Origin of the sequence: Amycolatopsis halotolerans, assembly GCF_042647905.1 — a bacterium.
Taxonomy (GTDB): domain Bacteria; phylum Actinomycetota; class Actinomycetes; order Mycobacteriales; family Pseudonocardiaceae; genus Amycolatopsis; species Amycolatopsis halotolerans.
This window is the reverse complement of the sequence record NZ_JBHRWI010000051.1, coordinates 115945-139544: the sequence shown is the minus strand read 5'-3', so window position 1 is coordinate 139544 and position 23600 is coordinate 115945. Positions and strand designations below refer to the sequence as shown.

The window sequence follows — 23600 nt, the reverse complement described above, 5'->3', positions numbered from 1 at the left end:
GCAAGCCTTGCCTAACTAAATGAGGACCACCATGCCGACCCTCCCCCAGCGCCGCACGCCCGACAGCAGGCGGCTGCTCCGGACGTCCGTGCTGCGCGCCGAACGGACCTCCACGCATTTCGTGACCCTCACCGTCGGCGGGGAGGACCTCGAGGACTTCGCGCCGCTCGGCTTCGATCAATGGTGCCGGTTGTTCTTCCCGCGCGAGGGCCAGCGCGAGCTGCGCCTCCCCACCGCTTCGAGCAATCGCTGGCTCGCTCAGCACATGCTCATGAGCAGCGCGTCCAGGCCGTGGGTCCGGAACTACACGATCCGGGCGACGCGGCCCGGCGAGGTGGACATCGAGTTCGCGGTGCACGGCGACGGCGGTCCGGCGTCGAGGTTCGCGGAGAGCGCGCGGCCGGGCGACGAGATCGGGATCCTCGACGAGGGGATCACGTATCTGCCGCCGGAAGGCGTGCCGCAGTTGCTTCTTGCCGACGAGAGCGCGATTCCCGCGGCGCTGGCGATCCTGGAGTCGTCGCCTGGTCTGCGCGCCACGGTTTTGCTGGAGGTCGGGGCGCGGGACGACATTCACGCGGTCGACGTGCCGCTCGGCGCCGAGGTCCAATGGCTGGTCCGCGAGGACGATCGCCTGCCGGGGCGGCTCGCGCTCGACTTCCTCGCCCAGCTCGATCTGTCCGACCCGCCGGGCTACACGTGGGTCGCGGGCGAAAGCGGGCTGGCCACCGGCGCGCGGCGGTTTCTCACGCGGGAGCGCGGGGTTCCGAAGCAGGCGATCGCGTTCCAGGGGTATTGGAAACACGGTCGCGCCGCGCTGGGGTGAGGCCGTTAAAACAGGCGTCCGGCGTCGTCGGCGGGCGGTTCTTCCAGCTGCAGCAGGAACCGTTTCCGGTCGACGCCGCCCGCGTAGCCGGTGAGGCCGCCGCTGCTGCCGACTACTCGGTGGCAGGGCACGACGATGCTCAGCGGATTCCAGCCGTTCGCGTTGCCGACGGCCTGCGCCGCGCCGGGTTCGCCCAGTTCGACGGCCAGGTCGCGGTAGGTGCGGGTTTCGCCGTAGGGGATGCGGGTCAGCAGCTGCCACACGCGGCGTTCGAAGTCGGATCCGCGCAGGTCGAGTTCGAGGTCGAAGGTCTGGCGCTGGCCGGTGAAGTACTCGTCGAGCTGCTGAGTCACGGTGGCGAAGGTGTCGTCGGCGCGCGGGCCGAAGTCGGGGAAGCGCGGGGTCCGGCTGTGGCCGTCGAAGTAGACGGCGATCAGCGCGCTGCCGTCGGCGACCAGGGTGAGGTCGCCGATCGGTGACGCAGCGACGGTGTGCCGGAAAGCCATTTTCTCCTCCGTGATCGGTGCCACGGAACGGTATCCGGCCGGGCCGCGCGTGAGAGCATCGCCGTCCATGGACGACGGTTTCGCCGACATCCCGACCACGACGCTCGCCGACCTGCTCGGCCGCGGCCAGGTGCTCGACTACGGGGTGCGCCCCTTGTGGGGTCCGGTGCCGAGGATCGCCGGGCCTGCGTACCCGGTGCGCTGCCCGCCAGGCGACAACCTGATGCTGCACGCGGCCATCCATCGTGCGCCCGCCGGAGCGGTGGTAGTGGCAGAATCCGGCGACGTCGACTACGCGTTGGCTGGCGGGAACGTCTGCGCGACTGCTCAGCGGCGCGGCATCGCGGGCTTTGTCCTGGACGGCGTGATCCGCGACCTGTCGGAGGTTCGCGAGGCGCGTTTTCCGGTGTTCGCGCGCGGCGTGATCCCGATTCCCGGCACGAAAGCCGCGGTGACGCCGCTTGGCGAGCCCGCGCGGTGCGGCGGGGTGACTGTGCACGCCGGGGACATCGTCGTGGCGGACGAGGAAGGCGTGGTCGTCGTGCCGGGGCCCGACGCGGCGCAGGTGCTGGTGGACGCGCGGGCGAGGCTGGCCAAGGAGGAGGCGCAGACGCTCGACGAGTGGGCGGAGGCGCACCGTGCGAAGGTGGACGCGGCGCTCGAGGCCGGCGGGTTTCGCGGCTGACGCGACCACCGCGGCGCGCGGGACGCCCGGAGTGTTCGGGCTTCGGCGGGCCTGCGCGAAACAATCGCAGGTGAAGCTGGCGATTGACCTGGCCAGGATCGGAGAGGGCAGCGGAGGTCTAGGCAGGCGGGCGGACCGGCGTCAGCGGGCGTCTTGGCAGGCGGGCGAACCGGCGTCAGCGGGCATCCACGCAGCCGGGCCGACCGGCGTCAGCGAGCGTCCAGGCAGGCGGGCGGACCGGCGCCGTCCGTCCCGCCCGGCGGGGCCCCTTCCTGAGCCGAGGATCTCGGCTGCCGAGACTTCCGTCCGGTTCACTCCGGCCGGACTGTCCACAAGGGACGCGCCATCGCCAGTTCGGGGCCAGGTTCCGATTCGGGCGGGAGGGGTTCGGGGTCGGGCAGCGGACGGGCCGGTCCCGGCGTCACCGGGTCGGGCTCCACCGGACCGGGCGGGACGGGCTCGGGCGGGGCGGGCGGTGCGGTCGAGCGGGGGCGAAGCATCGCGGACTCCTTTCACTCCCCGATGGGCTACCGCGGACCGGCGGCGGCGAAACATCCACCCGTCCCCGCCGAGGTCGGCTAGGGTCGAAGGCGGAGCCGACGAACCGAGAAGAGGCGAGACGATGAGCGCGGACAAGCCCGGCGAGCAGCAGCCGCTCGACGCGGAGATCGTGGAGAGCCCCGGCACGCCGCCGCCCGCTGCCCTGCCCGAACCCGATTACAGCGAGAACGGCGCCCCGTCGTTCGACTTCGTGCGGGACCGGATCGAGAAGCGGTACACGACGTCGGTCGGCGCGCAGGAGATCGCCGGAATCGGCGGGCCGGAGGACCTGGAGTCGCTGGACAAGAAGATCGCCGACCGCAAGGAGGCGGCGAAGGACAAGCTGGCCGAGATCCGGCGGTCGATGGGGAAGGAATAGCTCCGGCTCCCAGACCCCGGCAGAACCGCGGCGGGAAGCGATCGCCGCGTCGACCGGTGTTCGCGCCGCCCAAGCGGCGACACCCTGCGCGATGCGGCCGAGCGCCTCCTCCCCGGAAGGGCAGCGCCGGGCACCGCTGCACCTTCCGCGCGAGCGGGACCCGACGTGCCCCCTCGCCGCCGAGAAGCCACCGCTCCGCTCAGGGCGAAACCGCCGCGGCTCTTGAGTCCACAGTGGACTTCCGGGGAGCAATTTCCGTGGCCTGCCCGACGCCCGTTCTGGTTGAATCGCCCGTATGGCAACCACCGTGCGCGTTTCCGGCCTGGTGCTCACCGAGCACGAGTTCTCCGTCCCCCTCGACCATTCCCGCCCCGAAGGCGCGAAGATCACCGTCTTCGCGCGGGAGGTCGCGGATCCCGACGGGCTCGACCGGCCGTTTCTCGTTTATCTCCAAGGCGGTCCCGGGCACGAAGCGCCGCGGCCGTCGCGCGGGACGCCCAGCTGGTTGCCGCGGGCGTTGCGGGAGTACCGGGTGCTGATGCTCGACCAGCGCGGCACCGGGCGGTCCACGCCGGTCGGCGCGCTCACCGGCACGCCGGCCGAGCAGGCCGAATACCTCACGCACTTCCGCGCCGACGCGATCGTGCGCGACGCGGAGTTCGTGCGGCGGCAGCTGGGCGTCGAGAAGTGGAGCGTGCTCGGGCAGTCGTTCGGCGGGTTTTGCACGCTCGCTTACCTTTCCCAGTACTCCGAGGGGCTGGCCGAGGCGTTCTTCACCGGCGGGCTGCCGCCGATCGCGCGGCATCCGGACGAGGTTTACACCGCGACGTTCGCCAATCTGCTCGAGCGCAACCGCCGGTACTACCTCCGCTACCCCGGCGATCGCGCGCGCGTCGAAGCGCTGTTGCCGTTGCTCGACGACGGGGCCGTGCTCCTGCCCGACGGGAGTCCGCTCACCGCGCGGTTGTTCCAGCAGCTCGGTTACGTCCTCGGCGCCAGCGGCGGCGAGGAGGCGCTGCATTATCTGCTTGAGCGCGACCCGAAGTCCCCGGCGTTCGCGTACGACGTCGCGAGCTCGCTGCCGTTCAGCGCGCGCAATCCGCTGTACTCGGTCATCCACGAGTCGTCGTACTCCGACGGGTTCGCTACCCGCTGGTCCGCCGAGCGCGTGCTGCCGGACGAGTTCCGCACCGACCGGACGTTGTTCACCGGCGAGCACGTGTTCCCCTCGCTCTTCGAGGATCTCCACAGCCTCCGTCCGATGAAGGAGACCGCGGAACTGCTTGCCGCGCACGAATGGCCGCGGCTGTACGACGCCGACGTGCTGCGCGAGTGCACGGTCCCGGCCGCCGCCGCGATCTACGCCAGCGACATGTACGTCGAGCGGGCGTTTTCCGAGGAAACCGCGCGGCTGATCCCGACGCTGCGGCCGTGGATCACCAACGAGTACGAGCACAACGGCCTGCGCGCGGGGGGCGATCACGTGCTCGGGCGGTTGATCGACCTCGTTCGCGGACGCGTCTGACCTGCCGTGAGGGGAACCCTCAGGGACTCTGAGTCCCTCAGGGTTCCCCTCACGGACGGCGCGCCCGGGGTCAGGCGACGGTTACGCCGCCTTCGACGGAGTCGGTGGACAGCGTGAGGTCCTGCCAGGCGTCGAAGTCGTCCTGGACGCGTCGGCGTCCGGCGGTGACCAGGCGCAGCGCGTCCGAGCCGAGCAGGAGGTGCACGGGCGGGTTCTCCTCGTCCAGGAGGCTGAGGATGGCGTCGCCCGCGCGGTCGGGGTCGCCGATGCCCTGTCCGGCGAGCGCCTGGCGGCGGGTCCGGATCGGGTCGAACAGGGCGTCGTAGTCGGCGATGCCGCGCGGGGCGCGGACCAGCGACCGGCCCGCCCAGTCGGTCTTGAACGCGCCGGGCGCCACGGCGGTGACCCGCACGCCGAACTGCGTGACCTCTTGGGCGAGGGTGTCGGTGATGCCTTCCAGCGCGTGCTTGCTGCCCTCGTAGAACGCGAGGCCGGGGAAGGTGGTGTGCCCGCCCATCGAGGTGATGACGAAGATCTGGCCGTCGCGCCGTTCGCGCATGCCGGGCAGGACCGCCTTGATGGTCGCGACGGTGCCGAAGACGTTGACCTCGAACTGGCGGCGAAGATCCTCCATCGACGACTCCTCGAAGGTGCCTTCGAGCCCGTATCCGGCGTTGGCCACGAGGACGTCGATCGGACCCAGTTCCGCTTCGACCTCCCGCACGGTCGGCTCGATCCGGTCCGCGTCGGTGAGGTCGAGGACGAAAGCCCGAGCGCTTTCCGGGTCCAGCGCCCGGAAGTCGGCCGCGTGCTTTTCGGTGCGCACGGTGCCCGCGACGCGGTGCCCGGCCGCGAGGGCTCGCTGGGCGACGGCGCGTCCGAGGCCGGTGCTGACGCCGGTGATCAGGATTGTCTTGCTCACTGCGAAGTGTCCTTTCGTGGGGCATGACTGCATAGACCCCGCAAGTGCGGCGGGGCCTGGTGATAGGGGCGAAGGTCAGGACTCGGCGATGTCCCGGGCAGGCGCGGGTTCGCGGCCCCAGCTGGCCAGCAGCCGCAGGCGTTCCTGGGACGGCGAACCGGCAGGCGCGCTGTAGACGACCATCGACTGGCCCGGGTCGGCGACCGCGGTGAAGATCTCGTACTGCAGTTCCAGATCGCCGGCGACCGGGTGGCACAGGCGTTTGAGGCCGGTGCTGCGTTCCTGGACGCGGTGCTCCGACCACCACGCCGGGAACTCCGGCGACCGCATCATGAGCTCGCCGATGAGGTTGGCGATGTGCTGATTCCGCGGCTGAGCGGCGGCGGCCAACCGCAACCCGTGCACGTAGTCGCGGGCGACGCGTTCCCAGTCCCGCCAGACCAGCCGGGCCCGCGGATCCAGCAGCGTCCAGCGCGCCATGCTGCGTTCCCGGCGCGGCAACTCGGCCACGTCGGGAAACAGCAAGGCCCACAATGCGTTCCCGCCGACGACCGTGAGGTTCCGGTCGCTGACGAACGCCGAAGCGAGCTCCATCGAGTCCAGCACCTGCCTCAGCGCCGGACGCAACCGGGACGAATGCTCGGCCCGGTCCGTGCGCTCGGCCGTGGCGCCCGCGAGTGCGAACAGATGCCGCCGTTCGATGTCGTCGAACCGCAGCGCGTCGCAGAGGGCGTGCAGCACCTGCTCGGACGGCTGCCGGGCACGGCCTTGTTCCAGCCGGGTGTAGTACTCGGTGCTCACCCCGGCCAGCTGCGCGACCTCGCCGCGCCGCAGCCCGGCGACCCGCCGCCCCGCCCCGAACCCGGCCGGAAGCCCGATCTCGTCCGGCGTCAGCCCGGCGCGGCGGGCCCGGAGGAAATCGCCCAAGTCGTTCTTGCCCATGCTTCGAGTCTGCCTTCCGGGCGGTTGATCACCAAGGGCGTAGCTGGTCCTGCCAGTACTACTCAGCGGGCCTCGCGAGGATCACCGCGCGGGCGGCCAGGTGCAGGGCCAGCCGCTCGTCCGGACGCGACAGGTCGACGTGCAGCAACTGCTCGATCCGGCCGATCCGCGCGGCGACCGTATTCCGGTGGATCCCCAGCACCGTCGCGGTTTCCGCCAGCGAAGACTCGGCATCGAGGTAAGCCGCGAGGGTACGGATCAAATCCCCAGGCGCCGAGACCAGCGGAGCGAGCAACGCGCGCGCGGCAGGCTCGAAAGTGTCCGTCCGCGTCCACTCCAGCAGCAGCTGAGCCATCCCGAGCTGGTCCACGTGCAGGAAGTGCCCAGTCTCCGGACGCGCCGCGGCGAGGCGGGCGGCGTCGGTGGCTTCGGCGACTGTCGCGGTGAGACCGTCGGCGTGCGGGCGGCCGACGCCCAGGTGGGCGTCGAGCGTGCGGCGCAGGCTGCGGTGCACGGCGCGCAGCCGCGCGGACAACGCACGCACGCGTTCCGCCGTCGGTTCCTGTTCGAAGGTGACCCAGCCGGTCCAGCCTTCGCCGTGTTCGACGGTGACCGCGTCGATCGATTCGGCCCGGAGGGCGCGGACGACTTCCTGCGTACGGGAGACGGTGTCGACGTCCGCGGGCACGCCGATCCGCAGGCCGACGTGCCAGCCGCCGAGTCGCCAACCCGCGTCGGCAGCGCGGCGGCGCAGGTCGGCACCGGGTTCGGTGTCTTGGCGCAGCACATCACCCAGCAGGGCGGACCGGGAACGGGCGTCGCGTTCCAGCTCCAGGCGGTGGGCCAGCAGCCAGCGTTGCACGGCACCGGCCGCGACGGCCAAGGTCGCGGCGACGACGTCCGCGCGCGGGGACTTGGCGCCGGGCAGTTCGGCGGCCAGCCACACCGACGGCTGCGGCAGCACGGCGGGATGTGCGAGCAGGACGCCGTCCGGGAGAGAAATGCGTTGCGGGACTGGCTCGTGCACTCGGACGCGGGCGGCCTCGGCGAGTTCACCGGCGAGCACCTCGCCGCGGTCGTCCAGGACGGCGACGGGAGCGTCCAGCAGCCGCCGCAGGACGGTCACGATTTCTTCCGGAGGACGCAACCGCTCCCCTAACGCCCGGTGGGCGGCGAGCACTGCGTCCGCGCGGTCGATGTCGGGGGCGGCCAGCGCGAGGCGGGCGTCCACGAGCAGATCGAGCGGATCGGCGGACGTGACCAGCAACGGCACCGACAGCCGTTCGGCCAGAAGTCGTGACGCGGCAAGAGGTTCGGCTCCGGGGAGCAGGACCCCGGCGGCGCGGGCGTCCGCGCAACGGCGCAGGAGGGCGTCGATCTGCCAGTCGGAACCGAGCGGGCGGACTACCACCACCAGTTCGCCGGAAGCGGGGGTGCCGGAGGCGTCCAGGGCGGCTTTGACTGTCCGCAATGGACGGTCCAAACCGGATTCGCCGGAGCACACCCGGACCGGGCCGGACCACGAGGGCAGAGCGAGCAGCTGGCGGAGGATCACTGTGTTACCACCGGATCGCAGTCGATTCCGTATGCGCGCGGTTCCAGCAGCGGGCGGCGGCGCGGATCGGTCCAGAACGGCGACGCGGCGAGACAGACGACATCCACTTCCACGCCGGCGCGGATCGTGTCGCATTGCAGCGGGACGCCGGTGCGGCGGTCGAGCACCGACAGCACGTCCGGAGTGGACGCCACCGGCAGCCCGTCTCGCAGCGCCAGCAGGTATTCGTTCTCCATTTCGAGCCGCAGCAACGCACCGTCGCGGTGGTCGGTCAGCGTCGCCGAGCCGCGGCCGAACCCGGGGTGCCCGTGCTGTCCGGGGCCGATGTGCCGCGACACTTCCAGCACCCGGCCGCGGGCGAGGACCTGGCCGTCGAGGGCGGTTTCCAGCGCGGCGAGGTCCGGGCTTTCCCCGGCGGCGAGCACGCGGGTGCCGAGGGCGAGCGCCTCGCTCGTCGTGTGGAGGACAGCGTGGTCGGCGAGTTCACCGGCCGGGATCGGCGCGAGCGCGATCGCCGCCCAGCCGCCGGAACTGGCCAAGAACGCGCGGATCCCGCTCTCGACCACCGAGGCCGCGGCGGCGGCCAGCACGACTACCCGGCCGCCGGGTTCGGCCATCGCCGCCGGAGCGACGCCGCGGCCGGTCGCGGCGACCGAGAGCTGGTCGAGTCTCGGCAGCCCGCGTCCGGACAGGTCCGCGTCCACATAGGCCAGACCCAGTTCCTGGGCGACCACCAGCGGCAGCAAGCCGTTCAGGCCGCCGATCTCGATGGACATCAACGCCTGCGCGCGCTGCCCGGTCCAGCGTTCGATCGCCGCGATCGCCGAGGCGAATTCGTCGCCGCTGGGCAGCTTCTCGGCGAACGCGGCGGTCGCGCCGACGATCCCCGTCGGCACCACCAGGGTGTCCGGCGGCAGATCCGCGGCGGAGTGCACGACGGGTTCGCGGCCGGATTCGGTCAGCCGCCGCAGCAGCACCGCCGCGGTGACGGTGTCCCCGCCCCCGCCGGACCCGAGCAGCGCGACGCCGCGTTCGAGTGCCGGCACGTCCGCGGCGGTGATGCGCATGGCTGGTCAGCGTATCAGCGGAGGCTGTACCCGCCGTCCGGATACAGCGTCGAACCGGTGGTGTAAGTGCTGGTGAACAGGTACAGCACGGCATCGGCCACTTCGGACTCCCGGCCCACGCGGTGCAGCAGGGTGTCCGCGCGGTACTGCGCGAAACTCGATTCCCGCGCGGCGGCCGGACGCCCGGCCCACAGGTTCCCGTCGATCGTGCCCGGCGACACGACGTTCACCCGTACCGGTGCCAGCTCCACCGCGAGCCCGCGGCCGAGCCCCTCGATCGCCGCGTTGCACGCCACGTACGCCGGCGCTGCGGCGGGCGGACGCACGCTCGCGACGCCGGACATGAGCACCACCGAAGCGTCCGGCGACAGCTTCGGCGCGGCGTGCTTCACCGCGTGGTACTGGCCCCAGAACTTGGTGACGAACGGGCTTTCCGCCTCCTCGTCGCTGAGGTCGCGCATCGGGCCGACGGTGTAGGACGCGGCGGGCGTGAACAGGTGGTCGACCCGGTCCAGCGCGCCGAAGAACTCGGCCAGCGACGCCTGGTCGGTGGTGTCCACGGCCTGCCAAGTGGCGGTCGGGCCCAGTTCCGCCGCGGCGGCCCGCAGTGTGTCGCCGGTCCGGCCGCCGAGGTGGACGAGCGCGCCGGCCGCCGTCGCGCGCCGGGCGACCTCCAATCCGATCCCGGAACCGCCGCCGAGCACTACGACCGCCCGGCCGTCGAGCGAAGTCACGAAGCCACCTCCACGGGTACGAAGTCGTGCGGCAGCCCGAACGCCGCCGGGCCGAACGTGGCCAGCGCTTCCGGGGTGCGCATGAGCGGCGGTGTCGAGATCCCGACCACGGTGACGCGCTGGCCGTAGCGCAGCGTTTCGGTGGTGATCGGCTCGGCGGATTCCGCCTCCAGCACGCAGATCAGGTCAGGCACGAGGCAGCGGACGTCGCCGTCGACGAGCGCCACCAGGTTTTCGTTCTGGAAAAGGATTTCCAGCTTGCGGTCGCCCTCGAAGGACACGACGGCGGCGCGGCCGCGGGCGAATCCTTCTTCGGTGCGACGTTCCACATCGGACACTTTGCCGCGGAATAGCACGCGCAGATGCGAGTACAACGTGTCACTGAGCGCGGTCGCCAATGCCGCGATCGGATCGGCATTCTCTTCTCGCGCAAGGCGAATCGCCCGGCCGACGCTCAGTGCGAGCGACAGCGTCCGCGGCACCGCCGTGCGTTTCACGTCCGCGCCGCTCATCGAGTACTCAGCGATATGCGCGACACCGCCTAGCCGGATGGTGATCCCGCGCGCGAGCCATTCCATCCGGCGGTTGTCGGCACCGGTGTCGATCACCGTCGTTTCGCCGCGTTCCCCGGCGATGCCCATCGGCGAACCGGAGACGCCGTACACGCCGAACGTCTCCATCTGCAGTTCCGGGAACGCCCGGCCCATGCCGTCGGCGTCGACCACCGGCAGCCCGAGCCGCGCGCCGACGACCAGCGGGATCATCGAGTTGATCCCGCCGCATTCGATCGGCATCGTCGCGTCGGCCTTCGCACCGAGGCGGTTTTCCAGCGCCCGCAAGGCAAGTTCGGGCTCAGCGCCGTTCGGGAGTTTCTCGTGCACGACGGTCGGCGCGCCCATTTGCGCGGTCGGGATGACGAGCGCGTCGTCGTCCAGGTCCTCCGGGTCGAGCACGGTGACGGGCCCGTGCTCGCGCATCGCCTCGCGCACCAGCAGCCGTCCGACGTACGGGTCGCCGCCGCCACCGGTGCCGAGGACGGCCGCACCGCGGGCGAGGTCTTCGAGGTGGTCTTCGGTCAGGGTCCAGCTCATCCCGCGACCCCGATCGGGTCCAGGTCGTACCCGAAGTACCGCGGACCGGCCAGGGCGATGCCTTCCGGAGTGTGCCAGCGCGGGTCCGCCGGGGCCGCGATCACCGTGACCCGCTGGCCGTAGCGCAGGCCCTCGGTGGTGACGGCCTCGCCGGACTCGCGGTCGAGCGTGCAGATGAGGTCCGGCACCGAAGCGCGCACCTCGCCGTCGACCTCGGCCACCAGGTGCTCGTTCTGGAAGCGCAGCAGCATTTCCGTCCCGGTGTCACCGTCCATTCCGGACAACCGGGCCTCGCCGCGGGCGAACCCGGTGACAGTCCGGCGGGCGACGTCGACGACCTTTCCGCTGAACAGCGTCCGCCCGCGCAGCCGCGCCACGACGCGATCCACCGGGTTCTCGTGCGCCTCGCGCGCCTGCCGCACAAGCGCGCCAAGTTCCGCGCACAGGGTCAGCGTGCCGGGCACCATCGACTCCCGGGCCTGCGCGCCGGACATCGCGTAGTTGCTGATCATCGCCGAACAACCCATGTCGATGGTCGCCGACCGGGCCAGCCGCTCCGCCCAGTGATTGTCCACAGTGTCCAGTACGCCGCGGTTGCCCTTCTCGTCCGCGATGGACATCGGGGTCGCGCGGATTCCGTACAGGGTCGGCAAAACCATCTGCAGTTCCGGGAACGCCCGGCCCATGCCGTCCGCGTCCACCAGCGGCAGGCCCAGCTGCGCCGCTGCGACGACGGGGATCAGGGAGTTCACGCCGCCCGCTTCGGCGCAGGCGATGTGCGTGAGTTCCTTGCCCAGGTAGGTGGCCAGCGTCCGGGCGGCGAGCCCGACCTGTTCGGCGGAGGGCAGTTTCTCCACCATCACGGTCGGCGCGCCCATCATCGCGACCGGCAGGACCACCGCGTCGTCGGCCAATTCGGACAGTGCCACCAGCGGCACCGAACCGTGCTCGCGGACCGCGGAATGCGCCAGCAGCCGGCCGATGTACGGGTCTCCCCCGCCGCCGGTGCCGAGGATCGCCGCGCCGCGCGCGATGTCGTCCAGGTCCTTCTCGGTGATCTCAGCCATCGTTCACTCCCCCAGCTGCAAGTCGCCGACCGCCTTGACCCGGATCCGGGTGGCGTTGCCGGGCAGGTACGGGATCGGCACCTCGTCGAAGTCGACGATGCCGACGGACGCCGGGCTCGCCCCGGCCGCCACCGCACGGTCGACCGCTTCCTGCTTCGCCTCGTCCACCACCGCTTCGCGACGCCCGGGTTCGATCACGTACACCCGGTCGACCTCGCCGCCGATCTGCGCGATCGCCGCGCCGATCGCGTTGGCCACCGCGTAGTGGTCCGGCCGGCGCACCTCGCCGGAACCGGCGAGCTCGTCCGGCAGCAGCACCGAACCGCCGCCGACGGCGACCACCGGGAGCGGCTCGGACGACGTGCGCATCCGGTCCACGACGTCGGAAACGTCCGCCGCGATCCGGTCCAGCGCGGCCTGCACGAAGTCCCGGTCGAGGTGCGCGACCAGCGACGGGTCGCCGATCTCGGCGCGCCCGGCGGCGACCGCGATGTCCGTGGCGGTCAAGGTGTCTCCGCCGAATACGAGCGCTTTGGAGGTCAGCTCGTAGCCGACGGAATCCGGTCCGACGGTCACACCGGACGCGTCGCCGCGCACCCGGCTGCCGCCGCCGATGCCGATCGAAAGGACGTCCGGCATCCGGAAGTTCGTGCGGATCCCGGCCACGCTCACGTCCGTGGTCGCCTCGCGCGGGAATCCCTGCCGCAGCACGCCGACATCGCTCGTGGTGCCGCCGACGTCGACCACCGCGCACGTGTCCAAACCGGACAGCACCGCCGCGCCGCGCATCGAGTTCGTCGGGCCGGACGCGAAGGTCGCCACCGGGTAGCGGCGGGCGAAGTCGACGTCCATCAGCGTGCCGTCGTTCTGGCTCAGGTACAGCGGCGCGGTGATGCCCGCGCCGGTGACCGACGCGGCCAGCCCGTCCACGATGTGCGCCGCCAGCTCGCGCAGCGCGGCGTTGATGACGGTCGCGTTTTCCCGCTCCAGCAAGCCGATCCGGCCGATTTCGTGGGAGAGCGAGATCGCGACGTCCGGCAGCTGCGAAGCGATGATCTCCGCCGCCCGCGCCTCGAACTCCGCGTTCACCGGCGAGAACACCGACGTGATCGCGACGCTGCGAACCCCGGCCGAGCCCATGTCGTCGGCGGCCTTGCGCAGTTCGCTCTCGTCCAGTTCGGCGATGTGGCGCCCGTCGAACTCGTGGCCGCCGTGCACCAGGTAGCTGCGCCCGGACACCGCGTCGACCAGCCGCTGCGGCCAGTCCACCATCGGCGGCAGCGACGCGCCGGCGGGCAGGCTGAGCCGCACCGCCGCGGTCGGGGCCAGCCGGTGCGCCTCGACGAGCGCGTTGATGAAGTGCGTGGTGCCGATCATGACCGCCCGCACCGCGGCCGGGTCGAACGCGCGCTGCCGCTGCAGCCCGTCGATCGCGGCGACGATGCCCGAGGTGACGTCCTCGGTGGTGCTGGTCTTGATCGAGGCGAGCACCTCGCGGCCGTCCAGGAGGACCGCGTCGGTGTTGGTGCCGCCGACGTCGATGCCGATGCGCACGAAGAAATCTCCTTCCAGGTCGGGGAATCAGGCGGCCGGAGCCGGTTCGGCGTCCGCGGTGCGGGTCTTGCCGACCCCGCGGACCAGGCCGAGCTTCCCGGCGGCCACGTACAGAACGAAAGCGACGACAAGCGAGTTGATGCTGGGCAGACCCCATTCGACGAACTCGCCGAACAACGCGGCGGCGATCCAGACGACGATCGTCGCGGGCACCCACAGCGGGGCGTCAGTGGGCACCGCGCCCCGGGCCCGCGCCTCCTCCAGGACGCCGCGCCACTGCTTCACCACGAAGTACTCGGCCACCATGATCCCGGCGACGGGCGGGAACGCGACCCCGAGCACGGTCAGGAAATCGGTGAACTTCGACAGGATCCCGGCCGCGGCGAGCACGCTGCCCACCACGCCGAGCACGGCGGTGACCAGGCCGCGGTGCGCCCGCTTCCCGGACACGGTGCCGATGAAGTTCACGACGCCGAGCCCGGACGAGTACAGGTTCCAGTCGTTGATCTTCATCGTGCCCGCGATGACGATCAGCAGCCCGACCCAGCCGACCGACGACGTGACGATCGTGGTGATCTGCGCCGTGCCGACCGCGTGCGCGAGCAGCACGCCGGCCAGGCCGATCACGTACTCGCCGAGCGTGACGCCGACGAGCGTCTGCTTGACGACGTCGCCGGTGGTGCGGTTGAACCGGGTCATGTCCGGCGTGATCACCGCGCCGACGATGAACCCGCCCGCGACCAGCGTCGTGCCCTGCAGCAGGCTCAGGTGCGGGCCGGGCGGAGCGGACGCGACGAGCGCGCCGAGGTCGTGCCGGGTCAGTTCGGAGACCACCGACCAGCCGACCAGGATCAGGAACGCGGGCACCATCAGGTACGCCGTCCACGCCATCGAGTGGAAGCCGCGGACCACGATCGCGGTCACCACCAGGCCGAACACGAGCGCCCAGCCCCATTCCGGCAGGCCGCCGACCAGCGCGGCGAGGCCTTGCGCGGACACCGCGGACTGGATGCCGAACCAGCCGATCAGGCTGATCCCGATGGCCAGCCCGATGAGCGCGGAGCCGCCGCGGCCGAAGCCGGTCCAGCGCGCGATCAGCGAGGTGGTCAGGCCCTCGCGGACGCCGATCACGCCGACGAGGATCGTGATCAGTTCGAGGATGACCGAGCCGAGCGTGAACGCCAGCACGGCGTCCCAGAAGCTCATCCCGAAGCCGATCGTGGCGCCGAGCAGGAACTGCGACAGCGCGGACACTTGGCCGAACCGCTGCACAGCGACCGACCACCACGAATAACGCGCGGAATCGGGCACCCTGGTCAGCGCGTAATCGTCGACACCGACAGCCGAGGCCATGGCGACCTCCTCATCCTGGAGGGGAACGGTTCCCAGCACCGTAAGCAGCGGCTCCGGCGAGGTCACCGTGCGATCCGCACAGTCTGGCTAGCCGACCTGTGCGAATCGCACCCTTACCCGACCAAGGCGTGGACGGCCTCGTACGAGAACGCCGCCGCGCCGACTCCCGCCGCGATGCTGACCACGACGTTCGCCGCCGCGGCGAAGTACGACTGGCGCTCGACCAGCCGGACGGTTTCGTAGCTGAAGGTGCTGTACGTCGTCAGCGCGCCGCAGAACCCGGTGCCGAGCAGCGAATAGACCGCCGCGGGCAGCGCCGTCCCGGCACCGGCGAGGCCGCCGAGCAGGACGCAGCCGACCAGGTTGACGGTGAACGTGCCCCACGGGAACAGGCTCTGGTGCCGGGACTGGACGGCCCGGTCGGTCAGGTACCGCATCGGCGCTCCGACCGCGGCGCCGAGGAAAACGAGGAGGACGGTCATCGGACAGCCACCTCCGCCGGGACGAGCTTGCGGGTGATCGCGTGTCCCAGCATGACGGCGAGCAGCGCGGCGGCGAGTGTCCCGCCGAGGTAGCCGAAGGCGAGCGGCACAGTGTCCGGCTGAAGGAGGTTGCGCGCTTCGACCGCGTACGTGGAGAAGGTGGTGAAGCCGCCGAGGATGCCGACGCCGAGGAACGGCCGCACCAGCCGGTGCGCCGACCACGCCTCGGTGACCAGCACCATCAGCACGCCGATGAGGAAACAGCCGGCGACGTTCGTCCAGAAGGTCGCCCACGGGAAGCCGCCGGTCCCGGCGGGAAGGGCCTGCGCGAGGCCGTAGCGGGCCAGGGCGCCGAGCCCGCCGCCGAGCGCGATCACGCCGAGCACCGACGCGTGGTGCCGGACGAGTTCGCGTTGCTGCACGGGATCCCGGAGATCGACGTCAGGGTCGAGAGGTTCTTCAAGCACAGTCTTCTCCTACTCCACGGACACCCGGTTCGCCGTTCGAGTAGGGACTGTTGGCGGTCTCGACCGCGGTTGTCCGGGAGATTCCCGGAGCGGCGAGCCCCACCGCCGCGCGTACGCGAGCCTACCTGATCAGTTTCCCGCCTCCCGCAACGCGGTCAGCGCCGGGCCGAACATAGTGGACTTGATCGCGGCGAGCGTGCCTCGGTCCTTGCCCGCCAGCGGCGCGACCCGTTCGATCGCCGCCGCCCGCAGGTCCTCCAGCGCGGCGGTCCCGTCGACCAGGCCGAGCGCTTTCGCTCGCGGACCGCCGAAGCGGCTCCCGGTGGTCATCGACGCGATCGCGGCGGCCGGGCTGAGCTTCCCCTGGACGAGCGCGGCCATGCCCGGGGTGAACGGGAGGTTGATGTCGGCTTCGGGGAAGCAGAAGTAGCCGCGGTCCTCGCGCATGAGGCGGAAATCGTGGGCCATCGCGAGCATCGCGCCGCCGCCGAAGGCGTGCCCGTTGACCGCGGCGATCGTCGGGACCGGCAGCGCGAGCATCCGGGCGAGGAGTTCGTGGATGCTCGTGACGTATTTGCCGGCGTCGTCGGGGTGGCTGGTGAGCCAGTCGAGGTCGAGGCCGTTGGAGTAGTACTTGCCGCTGCCGATCGTGACGAGCGCGGCGGGTTCCTTGCCCGCGGTGACGGTGTCGAGGTGAGTGTGGACTTCTTCCAGCCACGTTGGGGCGAAACGGTTTTCGTCGGCGCCGAAGTCGAGCACGTGGACGGCGCCAGTGGTGGCGAGGGTGGGCATTTCAGTCCTTTCTGGACTTCTTCGGGGGTTCCAGGGCGAGGATGGCGCGGACCGCCGCTGCCAGCCGCGCGCGACTTTCCGCACTGGCGGGTCCGGTGGCGAGTTCGCGGCGAAGCAAGGCGGTCGGGAGGTCCACGACGCAGGCGGTGATGACCTCCACGGCTGGTCCGTCGCCGCGGTTCCAGAGCTGACGGGCCAGGCGGACCAGAAGGCGGACGAGGCGTTTGTCCAAGGCGTGTAACGCTTCCGCTACGTCGTCGGGAAGCTGCGGACCCAGTACGCGCTTCGACGGGACGGCGATCATCATCCGCGCGGCGTCCGGACGCGCGTCGGCCACTACGGCGGAAGTGTCGGCTGCCGCGACCACCGCTTCAACCGGGTCGGCGGCTTCGTCGACCAGCCGTTCTTGCTCGTCGAGGAAGAAAGTGGCGGCGCGGAGCCAAGTCTGGCCGACGAGGGCGGGGAGGTTGGCGAAGGCGTGGTAGATCGTGCTGTTCGGGACACCCGCCTCCTGCGCGAGCCGCCGGACGGTGAGCGCCTCGGGGCCGGTGTCGGCGATGAGCCGCTCGGCGACGTCAAGGATCAACTCGGGGTCGTGGATCCGGGGGCGGGGCATGTCGGCGATAGTAATGGAGCAGGTGCTCCAAAACCAGGGCGGGGTGATGCGCGACTCGGGGGTCGTGAGTGTTCACCACCGGAAACCTTGTCCAGTGCCGAGGAAGCAGCCCCGCGCGCGTCCCGAACGACCCTCGGCCGTTCGCCGAGCAGGGCGCTTTTTCCCGCCGCGCTCACGGGAGCCGAACCGCCTTTTCCGCCGCCCGCGCCCCGCCGGGCACGGGTGCGGGACGGGGTTCAGTCCGCGACGTACAGGCAATCCCGCCCGTCGCGGGCGGTGGCGTCCGGGTCGTCCAGCCAGCGGCCGCCGTCGGCCAGGTAGCGGAAGCGCAGCCGGGCGCCCGGCGGGACCTCCACCGCGGCCGAGCGCGTGCCGTTCGAGCGTTTGCGGAGTTCGTGGCGGCCGGGCTGCCAGTCGTTGAAGTCGCCGACCACGCTCACCGGGCCGGGCGGGGTGTCGAGCGGCAGGACGAACGTCACCCGCCGGGCCTCCGAGCTGGCGCTCCGGCTGGTCTTGATCACGGCGTTTCCCTTTCCCGTTCCGGCGAATCGGTCCTTCTGAATCGTTTCACGACCGACGCCGGAAACCCGGACGCGACGGGTGCCGCGTCCGGGTGAAACCGGGGTCAGGTGGTGGAAACGTCGTCCAGCTGCTCGGCCGCCGGGCGGACCGGGAACAGGTCGCCGCCGGGCGGGGCCGGGATGTGGCCGACCGCGGCCCGGGCCTTCCAGTCGCCCGCGTCGGCGGCGGCGTGCACGCTGTCGAGGGCGGCGTACTGGATGAAATGGATGTCCGGCAACGGCCACGGTGCGGCACCGGTGGCCGCCGGGAGCAGGTGGTCGACGGCGGCGAAAATGCTGCCGCCGTTGGGGTTCCGGTACGACCACAGGTCGACGCCCAGGTGCTTGCCCAGCTGCGCGAGGCGAGTCAGGGCGACCAGGTTGAACGTGTGGTAGTGGTACGTCCGGGTGCGGGTCGACTCCTCGGGCTGGCCGCCGTCCGCGGCGATCTGGTGGTCGATCCGGGCTTTGCCGGAGTCGCGGACGATCTGGCGCGCGAGGTCGCGCTGCCCGACGTAGCTCGCGGTCGCCGCAGTGAGCAGGTCGTAGAACGTGCCGTGGTTGTTGGTCGCCTTGGCCTCGTCGGTGCCGTTCTTGCTGGTGCGCAACCAGGTCAGGAAGTCCGCCGACCAGCCGCGGAACGCCTTGCCGTCGGCCTTCGTCCAGCCGGGCGCGCCCGCCTCCAGGATCCGGGCGGCGTCGAGGACCTGCGTGAAGGTGTAGGAGAACTCGATGATGCCGATCCCCCGCCCGTCGGTCTTGCACGGGATGCCCTGCGCGAAGTTCAGGTTCGGGTTCATTTTCGTTGCCGCGTCGAGGAACCAGGTGCGCAGGTCGAGCGCGGCGCGCTGGGCGTACTCGGCCTTGCCGGTGTAGTACCAGGCGAGCGAAAGCTGGTAGATCGAGTTGAACGCGACGAGCCGCTCGGCCTTGTCCGGCACGTTCTTCATCTCGGGGTTGACCTGGCCGTCGCGGTCGACGTACGGGCAGCCCTGCGGGTTTTCCGGCGTTTTCGGCTGGCTGGGCCAGTAGTACGGGGCGAGGCTCAGGTAGTCGTGCTTGTCGCCGCTCGGCGGGACGCGCTCCTTGTCGACGACCGTCCACGGACCCTTGGCCAGCGCGTCGTCGGCCTGCTTCAGCAGATTGGACAGCGACGTGCGCAGCGTCGGATTCCCGGCCATCAGGCCGATTTTGTTGCCTGCCAGGTGCAGGCCGTCGAGCACCACCGGGTCCGGCACGCAGACGAACGAACACGACCTCGGCGCGGGCGCGGCGGTCGCCGCCCCGGCGGTGGTCGCGAGCAACCCCGCGACCGTCGCGAGAACCGCCGCGAGACGACGCGGACGGGAAGACCGGAAAGGAGGCAGCACCGCAACTCCGTTCAAGGATATGAATACTCCACAGATATGTGAACTGAGATTGAATAGCCGAACGCGCGAGGCCGCGTCAAGGGGAGGTCAGGCGGAGCGGCCGCGCCGAACCGGGTTCCGGAGGGTGCCGATGCCCTCGATCATGATGGTGACCTCGTCGTCTTCCTCCAGCGTGACGTCCGGGCCGGGGACGGCTGATGTACCGGTGGCCAGGACGGCGCCGCGCGGGAAAACATCGCCGCGATAGAGCCACGACACCAGATCCGCGAGCCTGCGATGGAGCCGTGCGGTGGACGTCTCCCCTGCCCAGCGCAATTCTCCGGCACGATGGATCGCCACGGTGATGCCGAGCGCGTACGGGTCCGGGATGTCTTTCGCGGGCACGATCCACGGCCCGGCCGCGCAGGAGCCGCGGTACATCTTGGCCTGCGGCAGGTACAGCGGGTTCTCGCCTTCGATGCTGCGCGAACTCACGTCGTTGACGATCGTGTAGCCGACGATCTCCCCGTTCGCGTTGCACACCAACGCCAATTCGGGTTCTGGCACGTCCCAAGCGGAATCCTCCCGGACGCCGATCGGTTCGCCGGGGCCGCGCACACGATGTCCGACGCTCTTGAAGAACAGCTCCGGTCGCTCCGCCTCGTAGACCCGCGCGTAGACGTCGGCGTCGCCGCTCTCCTCCATCCGCGCCTCGCGCGACACCTCGTAGGTGACTCCGGCGGCCCACACCTCGGTGTCGTCGTCGACCGGCGCTCGCAGCTCGCCCAGTTCGCCTGGCGTCAGCTCGATCGCCAGCGCTTCGGCGAAGTCTTCGGCGGACAGGGCGAGCAGGGAGCCGAGTGTGGTGCCGGGAGGGAGCGTGCCGGTGGATTCGCCGTCGGTGACCTGCCAGCCCGCGGCGGTCTTCACGAGGCGGCGCATCAGTGCGAGTCCCTGGGGACGGCGGAACCGCGGGTGCCGTGGAGGAAATCGAAGTCCGCGCCGAGGTGGGCCTGGGTGACGTGCTCGCGGTAGAGCCAGGTGTAGCCGCTGCGGTACGGGCTTTCCGGCGGAGTCCACGCCGCGCGGCGGGCAGCGAGTTCGTCATCGGGCACGTGCAGGGTCAGCCGGCGCGCCGGGGTGTCGAGCGTGATCCGGTCGCCGGTGCGGACGAGCGCGAGCGGGCCGCCGACCGCCGATTCCGGGCTCACGTGCAGCACGACCGTGCCGTAGCCGGTGCCGGACATCCGGCCGTCGCAGATCCGGACCACGTCGGTGATCCCCTGGTCGAGCAGCTTCTTCGGGACCGGGACGTTCGCCACCTCCGGCATGCCCGGGTAGCCCTTGGGGCCCGCGCCGCGGATCACGAGGACCGTGTCGGAGGTGACTGGCAGTTGCGGATCATCGGCGATCCGGTGGTAGTCCTCCGCGGTGTCGAAGACGAGCGCCGGGCCGGTGTGCGCGAGCAGTTCCGGGGACGCGGCGGATTGCTTGATGACCGCGCCTTCCGGGGCGAGATTCCCGGTGAGCACAGCGGTTCCGGTGCCGGGCGGTTGGAACGGCGCCTCGACTGTGGTGATGACCTCGTCGTTCCAGCACTCCGCGGTTTCCCGGGGCTCGCCGGTGACCGTGCGGACGTCGGTGTGCAGGAGCCCGGCTTCGGCGAGCCTGCTGAGCACCACCGGAATTCCTCCCGCGTAACAGAAATCCTCCATGAGGAATTGCCCGGACGGCATCAGGTTCACCAGCGTGGGGACCGCGCGGCCCAGTTCGTCGAAGTCGCTCATCTCGAGCGGGACGCCGACGCGCCCGGCCAGCGCGAGCAGGTGCACGATCGCGTTGGTGGACCCGCCGATCGCCGCGTTGACGCGGATCGCGTTCTCGAACGCCGCGCGGGTCAGGATTTCCGCCGGCCGCAGGTCCTCCTCCACCATGGCGACGATGCGCTGCCCGGCCGCCTGCGCGGTCTCGAAGCGACGTGCGTCGACCGCGGGCCAGGTCGCCGAACCGGGCAACTGCATGCCGAGCGCTTCGGCGAGACAGGCCATCGTCGAGGCGGTGCCCATGGTCATGCAGTGGCCGTTCGAGCGGGCCATGCAGCCTTCGGCGAAGAAGCACTCTTCCTCGGTCATCCGACCGGCTTTGCGCTCTTCCTCGAATTTCCAGACGTGCGTGCCCGAGCCGACGTCACTGCCGCGGAACTTGCCGTTGAGCATCGGGCCGCCGGTGACCATCACCGCGGGCAGGTCGACGCTCGCCGCGCCCATCAGCATCGCCGGGGTCGTCTTGTCGCAGCCGGAGAGGAGGACGACGCCGTCGAGCGGGTTGGCGCGGATCAGTTCCTCGACCTCCATCGCCATCAGATTGCGGTAGAGCATCGCGGTCGGCCGCATGAGCGTCTCGCCGGTCGCCATCGTGGGGAACGCGAGAGGGAAGCCGCCCGCTTGCCAGACCCCGCGCTTGACCGCCTCGGCCACGCGGTCGAGATGAACGTTGCACGGCGCGAGTTCGGACGCGCTCACCGCGATCCCGATCACCGGCCGGCCGTCGAACACCTCCGGGCCGAAGCCCTGGGACCGCATCCAGGACCGATGGATCATCCCCGCCCGGCCGGACGCCCCGAACCACGCCGCACTGCGCACGCCGGCTCCCTTCGCTGGAGCCCTCCTCGATACCCGATCGGGGGGATTCTGGCAATCGACTGAGAATTCCCGCGAACCGGACACTTCGCGGGGGCGCCGGGCGTTGGAGGGGGTGACAGAGGTCGCCGGACAACGCGAGGTGTGCGATGAGCCTGATCGGGACCCTGGTCGGGTACGTCCTGACCGTGTTCATCGTGGTGCTGATAGTGCGGATGGTGCTGGACTGGACCCGCGTGGTCGCTACGGGCCCGGCGTGGCTCGGGCAGGCACGCCGGATCACCCACCGCGCCACCGAACCGGTAATCGCTCCGGTGCGCCGGGTACTGCCGCCGATCCGGGCTGGCGGGATCGGTATCGACCTGGCGTTCACGGTGGTTTTCGTGGCGGCGTTGGTGGTGCGGTCTGTGGCGTTCGCGTTGTGAGGTTTGGGGTCCGGGTGTCAGCCGTGCCGTCGGTTGTTAGCGGTTTGCTCGGGTTGTGAGCAATGCGGTCGCGTTCTGAGAGCGCGTCCGCGCTGTGTGCCATTCGCTCGTGTCCCGAGGAATACTCTCGCATTCTGAGCAGGGCGCGTACCGTGAGAACTCCCGGGTCCGTGGGTATGTCCACAGTGGAGCGACGCGGGTACTGCGGACATCCCCACGGACCCGCGCCCAGAAGCCCGGTCACAGCCAGGCAGGGGGAACGGCTCTGCGGCGATCCCGGATCTACCTCCAGCAGGTCAGGGGTGGTGGCTACGCACAGTGGCAGGCGTCGAAGAGATCATCAAAGGTGTCAAGGCCGCCGCAGCCAAGATCGCGGCAGGCCGATCGCGGCTCGCGAGCGCGAGACAATCCACCAAAGACGCTGGCCAAACCCTCGCGCAGGCGGCACAGGGCGCGACCGCGCAGGAGGTCGCGCGGGCGGCAGGCCCGTTCGCCGAGACCATGAACGGCATCGCCGCGACGGAACAACTGCTCGACCGGGCATCCGCGCACCTGGACAGGTACATCGAGGATATCCGCGGCGGGGGCGAACCGGACGAAGCCAGCGGCAGCCCGCCCAGGCCGCCCAGTGACCAGAAAGCTGAGTCGAAAGACCCGGTAGAGAAGGCGCGGCAAGAGCTTCCGCCGCCGGTCACGCGCGGTCGCGGGGTGAAAACACACGGCCGGTTGCTCACGGAGGACGGAGGCTCGCACGCCGTCACCAGCGGCCGGGACGAATGGACAGACCGGGTAAACCAGGTCGTGAAGGAAGCCGGTTGCCCGTACACGCCGATGACCGCTTCCGCCGACGTTGAACTCAAGGTCGCGGCCCGGATGCGCGATACCGGGATCCGGCGCGCCACCGTGGTCGTCAACAACCAGCCGTGCACCGGCCGGGCGAGCTGCGATGATCTGATCGGCGTGGTGCTGCCGGAAGGCAGCTCGCTCACGGTCCACGGAACCGGCGGATTCAAGAAGACGTACAAGGGAGGCAAACGGTGGGAGTGACGTTCGACGCGTACTACGACCCGGAGCACCGGGAACCGGTCGCGCTGAGCACATCGGCTGAGGCGGACGAACTGCTGGACCGGATGGTGGCCGAGGCGGAGTCGCCGGACGTCAACGTCGGCGTGGTCGCCCAACTCGACCGCGAGGACGAGACAGGGTGGGTGTCGACCTTGCAGTTCGGGGTGCGCGCAGCCGCCACGACGTGTGGGTTCGTCATCCATATGACCAAGGGCAAGCCGACCGTCATCAGCGACAACGGCGGAACCTCGCCGGTCATGATCGACTACGACTACCAATCCCACCCACGCGAGATTCCGCAGAACGCAGAGATCACCTGGCCAACCGTGCGCCAAGCGGTCCACGACCACGTGGCTTCCAGCGGCGCACGGCCCAGCATGATCACGTGGCGTGAGCCGTAGGGTCTTTTCGCTCGACAGCGGGCATCTTCTCGGCCACCCACCGGCGTACTTCGTCTGG

At 70.7% G+C, this 23600-nt stretch carries 26 protein-coding genes; 7 read left to right on the top strand and 19 right to left on the bottom strand.

The genetic code is table 11. The features are described from left to right. The first annotated feature begins 31 nt into the window (after positions 1-31). On the top strand, positions 32-826 hold the full coding sequence (locus ACFORO_RS35755; RefSeq protein WP_377869817.1) for a siderophore-interacting protein: 795 nt from the start codon (positions 32-34) through the stop codon (positions 824-826). Between the two features lie 5 nt (positions 827-831). On the opposite strand, the gene ACFORO_RS35750 is transcribed toward ACFORO_RS35755, so the two are convergent. After that, positions 832-1332 (bottom strand): methylated-DNA--[protein]-cysteine S-methyltransferase, encoded by a 501-nt coding sequence (locus ACFORO_RS35750; protein WP_377869816.1) that lies wholly within the window; start codon positions 1330-1332, stop codon positions 832-834. Between the two features lie 67 nt (positions 1333-1399). Here ACFORO_RS35750 and ACFORO_RS35745 point away from each other — a divergent pair, with 67 nt between their 5' ends. After that, positions 1400-2017: an RraA family protein gene (locus ACFORO_RS35745; RefSeq protein WP_377869815.1), complete on the top strand. Its 618-nt coding sequence runs from the start codon at positions 1400-1402 to the stop codon at positions 2015-2017. A gap of 311 nt (positions 2018-2328) precedes the next feature. On the opposite strand, the gene ACFORO_RS35740 is transcribed toward ACFORO_RS35745, so the two are convergent. After that, positions 2329-2517 (bottom strand): hypothetical protein, encoded by a 189-nt coding sequence (locus tag ACFORO_RS35740; protein WP_377869814.1) that lies wholly within the window; start codon positions 2515-2517, stop codon positions 2329-2331. Between the two features lie 122 nt (positions 2518-2639). On the opposite strand from ACFORO_RS35740, the gene ACFORO_RS35735 reads away from it, so the two are divergent. Continuing rightward, on the top strand, positions 2640-2936 hold the full coding sequence (locus ACFORO_RS35735) for a hypothetical protein (protein ID WP_354749263.1): 297 nt from the start codon (positions 2640-2642) through the stop codon (positions 2934-2936). Positions 2937-3231: 295 nt separating this feature from the next. After that, complete coding sequence (locus ACFORO_RS35730) at positions 3232-4461, top strand: alpha/beta fold hydrolase (RefSeq protein WP_377869813.1); 1230 nt, start codon at positions 3232-3234, stop codon at positions 4459-4461. Positions 4462-4531: 70 nt separating this feature from the next. On the opposite strand, the gene ACFORO_RS35725 is transcribed toward ACFORO_RS35730, so the two are convergent. The 17 genes from ACFORO_RS35725 to ACFORO_RS35645 all read right to left on the bottom strand — a co-directional run bounded on the left by ACFORO_RS35725 (position 4532) and on the right by ACFORO_RS35645 (position 21654). Beyond that, on the bottom strand, positions 4532-5383 hold the full coding sequence (locus ACFORO_RS35725) for an oxidoreductase (protein WP_377869812.1): 852 nt from the start codon (positions 5381-5383) through the stop codon (positions 4532-4534). Positions 5384-5458: 75 nt separating this feature from the next. Next, the gene (locus tag ACFORO_RS35720; protein ID WP_377869811.1) at positions 5459-6325 is read right to left on the bottom strand and encodes a helix-turn-helix transcriptional regulator; all 867 of its coding nucleotides are present in this window, start codon (positions 6323-6325) and stop codon (positions 5459-5461) included. Positions 6326-6383: 58 nt separating this feature from the next. Next, positions 6384-7880, bottom strand: coding sequence for a PucR family transcriptional regulator (locus tag ACFORO_RS35715; RefSeq protein ID WP_377869810.1), 1497 nt, complete (start codon positions 7878-7880; stop codon positions 6384-6386). After that, entirely contained in the window at positions 7877-8947 is a 1071-nt protein-coding gene (locus ACFORO_RS35710) for a DUF917 domain-containing protein (protein ID WP_377869809.1), read from the bottom strand. The genes ACFORO_RS35715 and ACFORO_RS35710 overlap by 4 nt, the downstream gene beginning before the upstream one ends. Positions 8948-8961: 14 nt before the next feature. Then, positions 8962-9681, bottom strand: coding sequence for an SDR family oxidoreductase (locus ACFORO_RS35705; protein ID WP_377869808.1), 720 nt, complete (start codon positions 9679-9681; stop codon positions 8962-8964). Next, positions 9678-10772, bottom strand: a complete 1095-nt coding sequence (locus tag ACFORO_RS35700) for a DUF917 domain-containing protein (RefSeq protein WP_377869807.1) — start codon at positions 10770-10772, stop codon at positions 9678-9680. Before ACFORO_RS35700 ends, ACFORO_RS35705 begins: the two co-directional genes overlap by 4 nt. Beyond that, positions 10769-11839, bottom strand: coding sequence for a DUF917 domain-containing protein (locus ACFORO_RS35695; RefSeq protein WP_377869806.1), 1071 nt, complete (start codon positions 11837-11839; stop codon positions 10769-10771). The genes ACFORO_RS35700 and ACFORO_RS35695 overlap by 4 nt, the downstream gene beginning before the upstream one ends. 3 nt (positions 11840-11842) lie before the next feature. Then, positions 11843-13393: a hydantoinase/oxoprolinase family protein gene (locus ACFORO_RS35690; protein ID WP_354749430.1), complete on the bottom strand. Its 1551-nt coding sequence runs from the start codon at positions 13391-13393 to the stop codon at positions 11843-11845. Positions 13394-13420: 27 nt separating this feature from the next. Beyond that, the gene (locus ACFORO_RS35685) at positions 13421-14746 is read right to left on the bottom strand and encodes a purine-cytosine permease family protein (protein WP_377869804.1); all 1326 of its coding nucleotides are present in this window, start codon (positions 14744-14746) and stop codon (positions 13421-13423) included. A gap of 113 nt (positions 14747-14859) precedes the next feature. Next, positions 14860-15228, bottom strand: a complete 369-nt coding sequence (gene crcB, locus ACFORO_RS35680; RefSeq protein WP_344277316.1) for a fluoride efflux transporter CrcB — start codon at positions 15226-15228, stop codon at positions 14860-14862. Beyond that, on the bottom strand, positions 15225-15695 hold the full coding sequence (locus ACFORO_RS35675) for a fluoride efflux transporter FluC (protein ID WP_377869803.1): 471 nt from the start codon (positions 15693-15695) through the stop codon (positions 15225-15227). Before ACFORO_RS35675 ends, crcB begins: the two co-directional genes overlap by 4 nt. Positions 15696-15824: 129 nt before the next feature. Continuing rightward, on the bottom strand, positions 15825-16487 hold the full coding sequence (locus ACFORO_RS35670; RefSeq protein WP_377869802.1) for an enoyl-CoA hydratase/isomerase family protein: 663 nt from the start codon (positions 16485-16487) through the stop codon (positions 15825-15827). Between the two features lies 1 nt (position 16488). After that, a complete protein-coding gene (locus tag ACFORO_RS35665) occupies positions 16489-17103 on the bottom strand; it encodes a TetR/AcrR family transcriptional regulator (RefSeq protein WP_377869800.1) in 615 nt (204 codons plus the stop codon). A 236-nt stretch (positions 17104-17339) separates the two neighbouring features. After that, the gene (locus ACFORO_RS35660) at positions 17340-17624 is read right to left on the bottom strand and encodes an isoamylase early set domain-containing protein (protein ID WP_377869799.1); all 285 of its coding nucleotides are present in this window, start codon (positions 17622-17624) and stop codon (positions 17340-17342) included. A gap of 104 nt (positions 17625-17728) precedes the next feature. Further along, positions 17729-19033, bottom strand: a complete 1305-nt coding sequence (locus ACFORO_RS35655) for an alginate lyase family protein (protein WP_377869798.1) — start codon at positions 19031-19033, stop codon at positions 17729-17731. An 87-nt stretch (positions 19034-19120) separates the two neighbouring features. After that, complete coding sequence (locus ACFORO_RS35650) at positions 19121-19954, bottom strand: fumarylacetoacetate hydrolase family protein (protein WP_377869797.1); 834 nt, start codon at positions 19952-19954, stop codon at positions 19121-19123. Then, complete coding sequence (locus ACFORO_RS35645) at positions 19954-21654, bottom strand: IlvD/Edd family dehydratase (protein WP_377869796.1); 1701 nt, start codon at positions 21652-21654, stop codon at positions 19954-19956. Before ACFORO_RS35645 ends, ACFORO_RS35650 begins: the two co-directional genes overlap by 1 nt. Before the next feature lie 146 nt (positions 21655-21800). Here ACFORO_RS35645 and ACFORO_RS35640 point away from each other — a divergent pair, with 146 nt between their 5' ends. The 3 genes from ACFORO_RS35640 (at position 21801) to ACFORO_RS35630 (ending at position 23542) form a co-directional block, all read left to right on the top strand. After that, the gene (locus ACFORO_RS35640) at positions 21801-22076 is read left to right on the top strand and encodes a YggT family protein (RefSeq protein WP_377869795.1); all 276 of its coding nucleotides are present in this window, start codon (positions 21801-21803) and stop codon (positions 22074-22076) included. Between the two features lie 318 nt (positions 22077-22394). After that, entirely contained in the window at positions 22395-23123 is a 729-nt protein-coding gene (locus ACFORO_RS35635; RefSeq protein WP_377869794.1) for a DddA-like double-stranded DNA deaminase toxin, read from the top strand. After that, on the top strand, positions 23114-23542 hold the full coding sequence (locus ACFORO_RS35630) for an Imm1 family immunity protein (protein WP_354749451.1): 429 nt from the start codon (positions 23114-23116) through the stop codon (positions 23540-23542). Before ACFORO_RS35635 ends, ACFORO_RS35630 begins: the two co-directional genes overlap by 10 nt. Positions 23543-23600 lie beyond the last annotated feature (58 nt).

Coding starts and splice junctions, on each gene's coding strand:
- ACFORO_RS35745 (WP_377869815.1), top strand. CDS start 1,400: ATGGACGACGGTTTCGCCGACATCCCGACCACGACGCTCGCCGACCTG.
- ACFORO_RS35750 (WP_377869816.1), bottom strand. CDS start 1,332: ATGGCTTTCCGGCACACCGTCGCTGCGTCACCGATCGGCGACCTCACC.
- ACFORO_RS35720 (WP_377869811.1), bottom strand. CDS start 6,325: ATGGGCAAGAACGACTTGGGCGATTTCCTCCGGGCCCGCCGCGCCGGG.
- ACFORO_RS35685 (WP_377869804.1), bottom strand. CDS start 14,746: ATGGCCTCGGCTGTCGGTGTCGACGATTACGCGCTGACCAGGGTGCCC.
- ACFORO_RS35640 (WP_377869795.1), top strand. CDS start 21,801: ATGAGCCTGATCGGGACCCTGGTCGGGTACGTCCTGACCGTGTTCATC.
- ACFORO_RS35710 (WP_377869809.1), bottom strand. CDS start 8,947: ATGCGCATCACCGCCGCGGACGTGCCGGCACTCGAACGCGGCGTCGCG.
- ACFORO_RS35730 (WP_377869813.1), top strand. CDS start 3,232: ATGGCAACCACCGTGCGCGTTTCCGGCCTGGTGCTCACCGAGCACGAG.
- ACFORO_RS35665 (WP_377869800.1), bottom strand. CDS start 17,103: ATGCCCCGCCCCCGGATCCACGACCCCGAGTTGATCCTTGACGTCGCC.
- ACFORO_RS35700 (WP_377869807.1), bottom strand. CDS start 10,772: ATGAGCTGGACCCTGACCGAAGACCACCTCGAAGACCTCGCCCGCGGT.
- ACFORO_RS35740 (WP_377869814.1), bottom strand. CDS start 2,517: ATGCTTCGCCCCCGCTCGACCGCACCGCCCGCCCCGCCCGAGCCCGTC.
- crcB (WP_344277316.1), bottom strand. CDS start 15,228: ATGACCGTCCTCCTCGTTTTCCTCGGCGCCGCGGTCGGAGCGCCGATG.
- ACFORO_RS35650 (WP_377869797.1), bottom strand. CDS start 19,954: ATGCGCCGCCTCGTGAAGACCGCCGCGGGCTGGCAGGTCACCGACGGC.
- ACFORO_RS35695 (WP_377869806.1), bottom strand. CDS start 11,839: ATGGCTGAGATCACCGAGAAGGACCTGGACGACATCGCGCGCGGCGCG.
- ACFORO_RS35755 (WP_377869817.1), top strand. CDS start 32: ATGCCGACCCTCCCCCAGCGCCGCACGCCCGACAGCAGGCGGCTGCTC.
- ACFORO_RS35735 (WP_354749263.1), top strand. CDS start 2,640: ATGAGCGCGGACAAGCCCGGCGAGCAGCAGCCGCTCGACGCGGAGATC.
- ACFORO_RS35670 (WP_377869802.1), bottom strand. CDS start 16,487: ATGCCCACCCTCGCCACCACTGGCGCCGTCCACGTGCTCGACTTCGGC.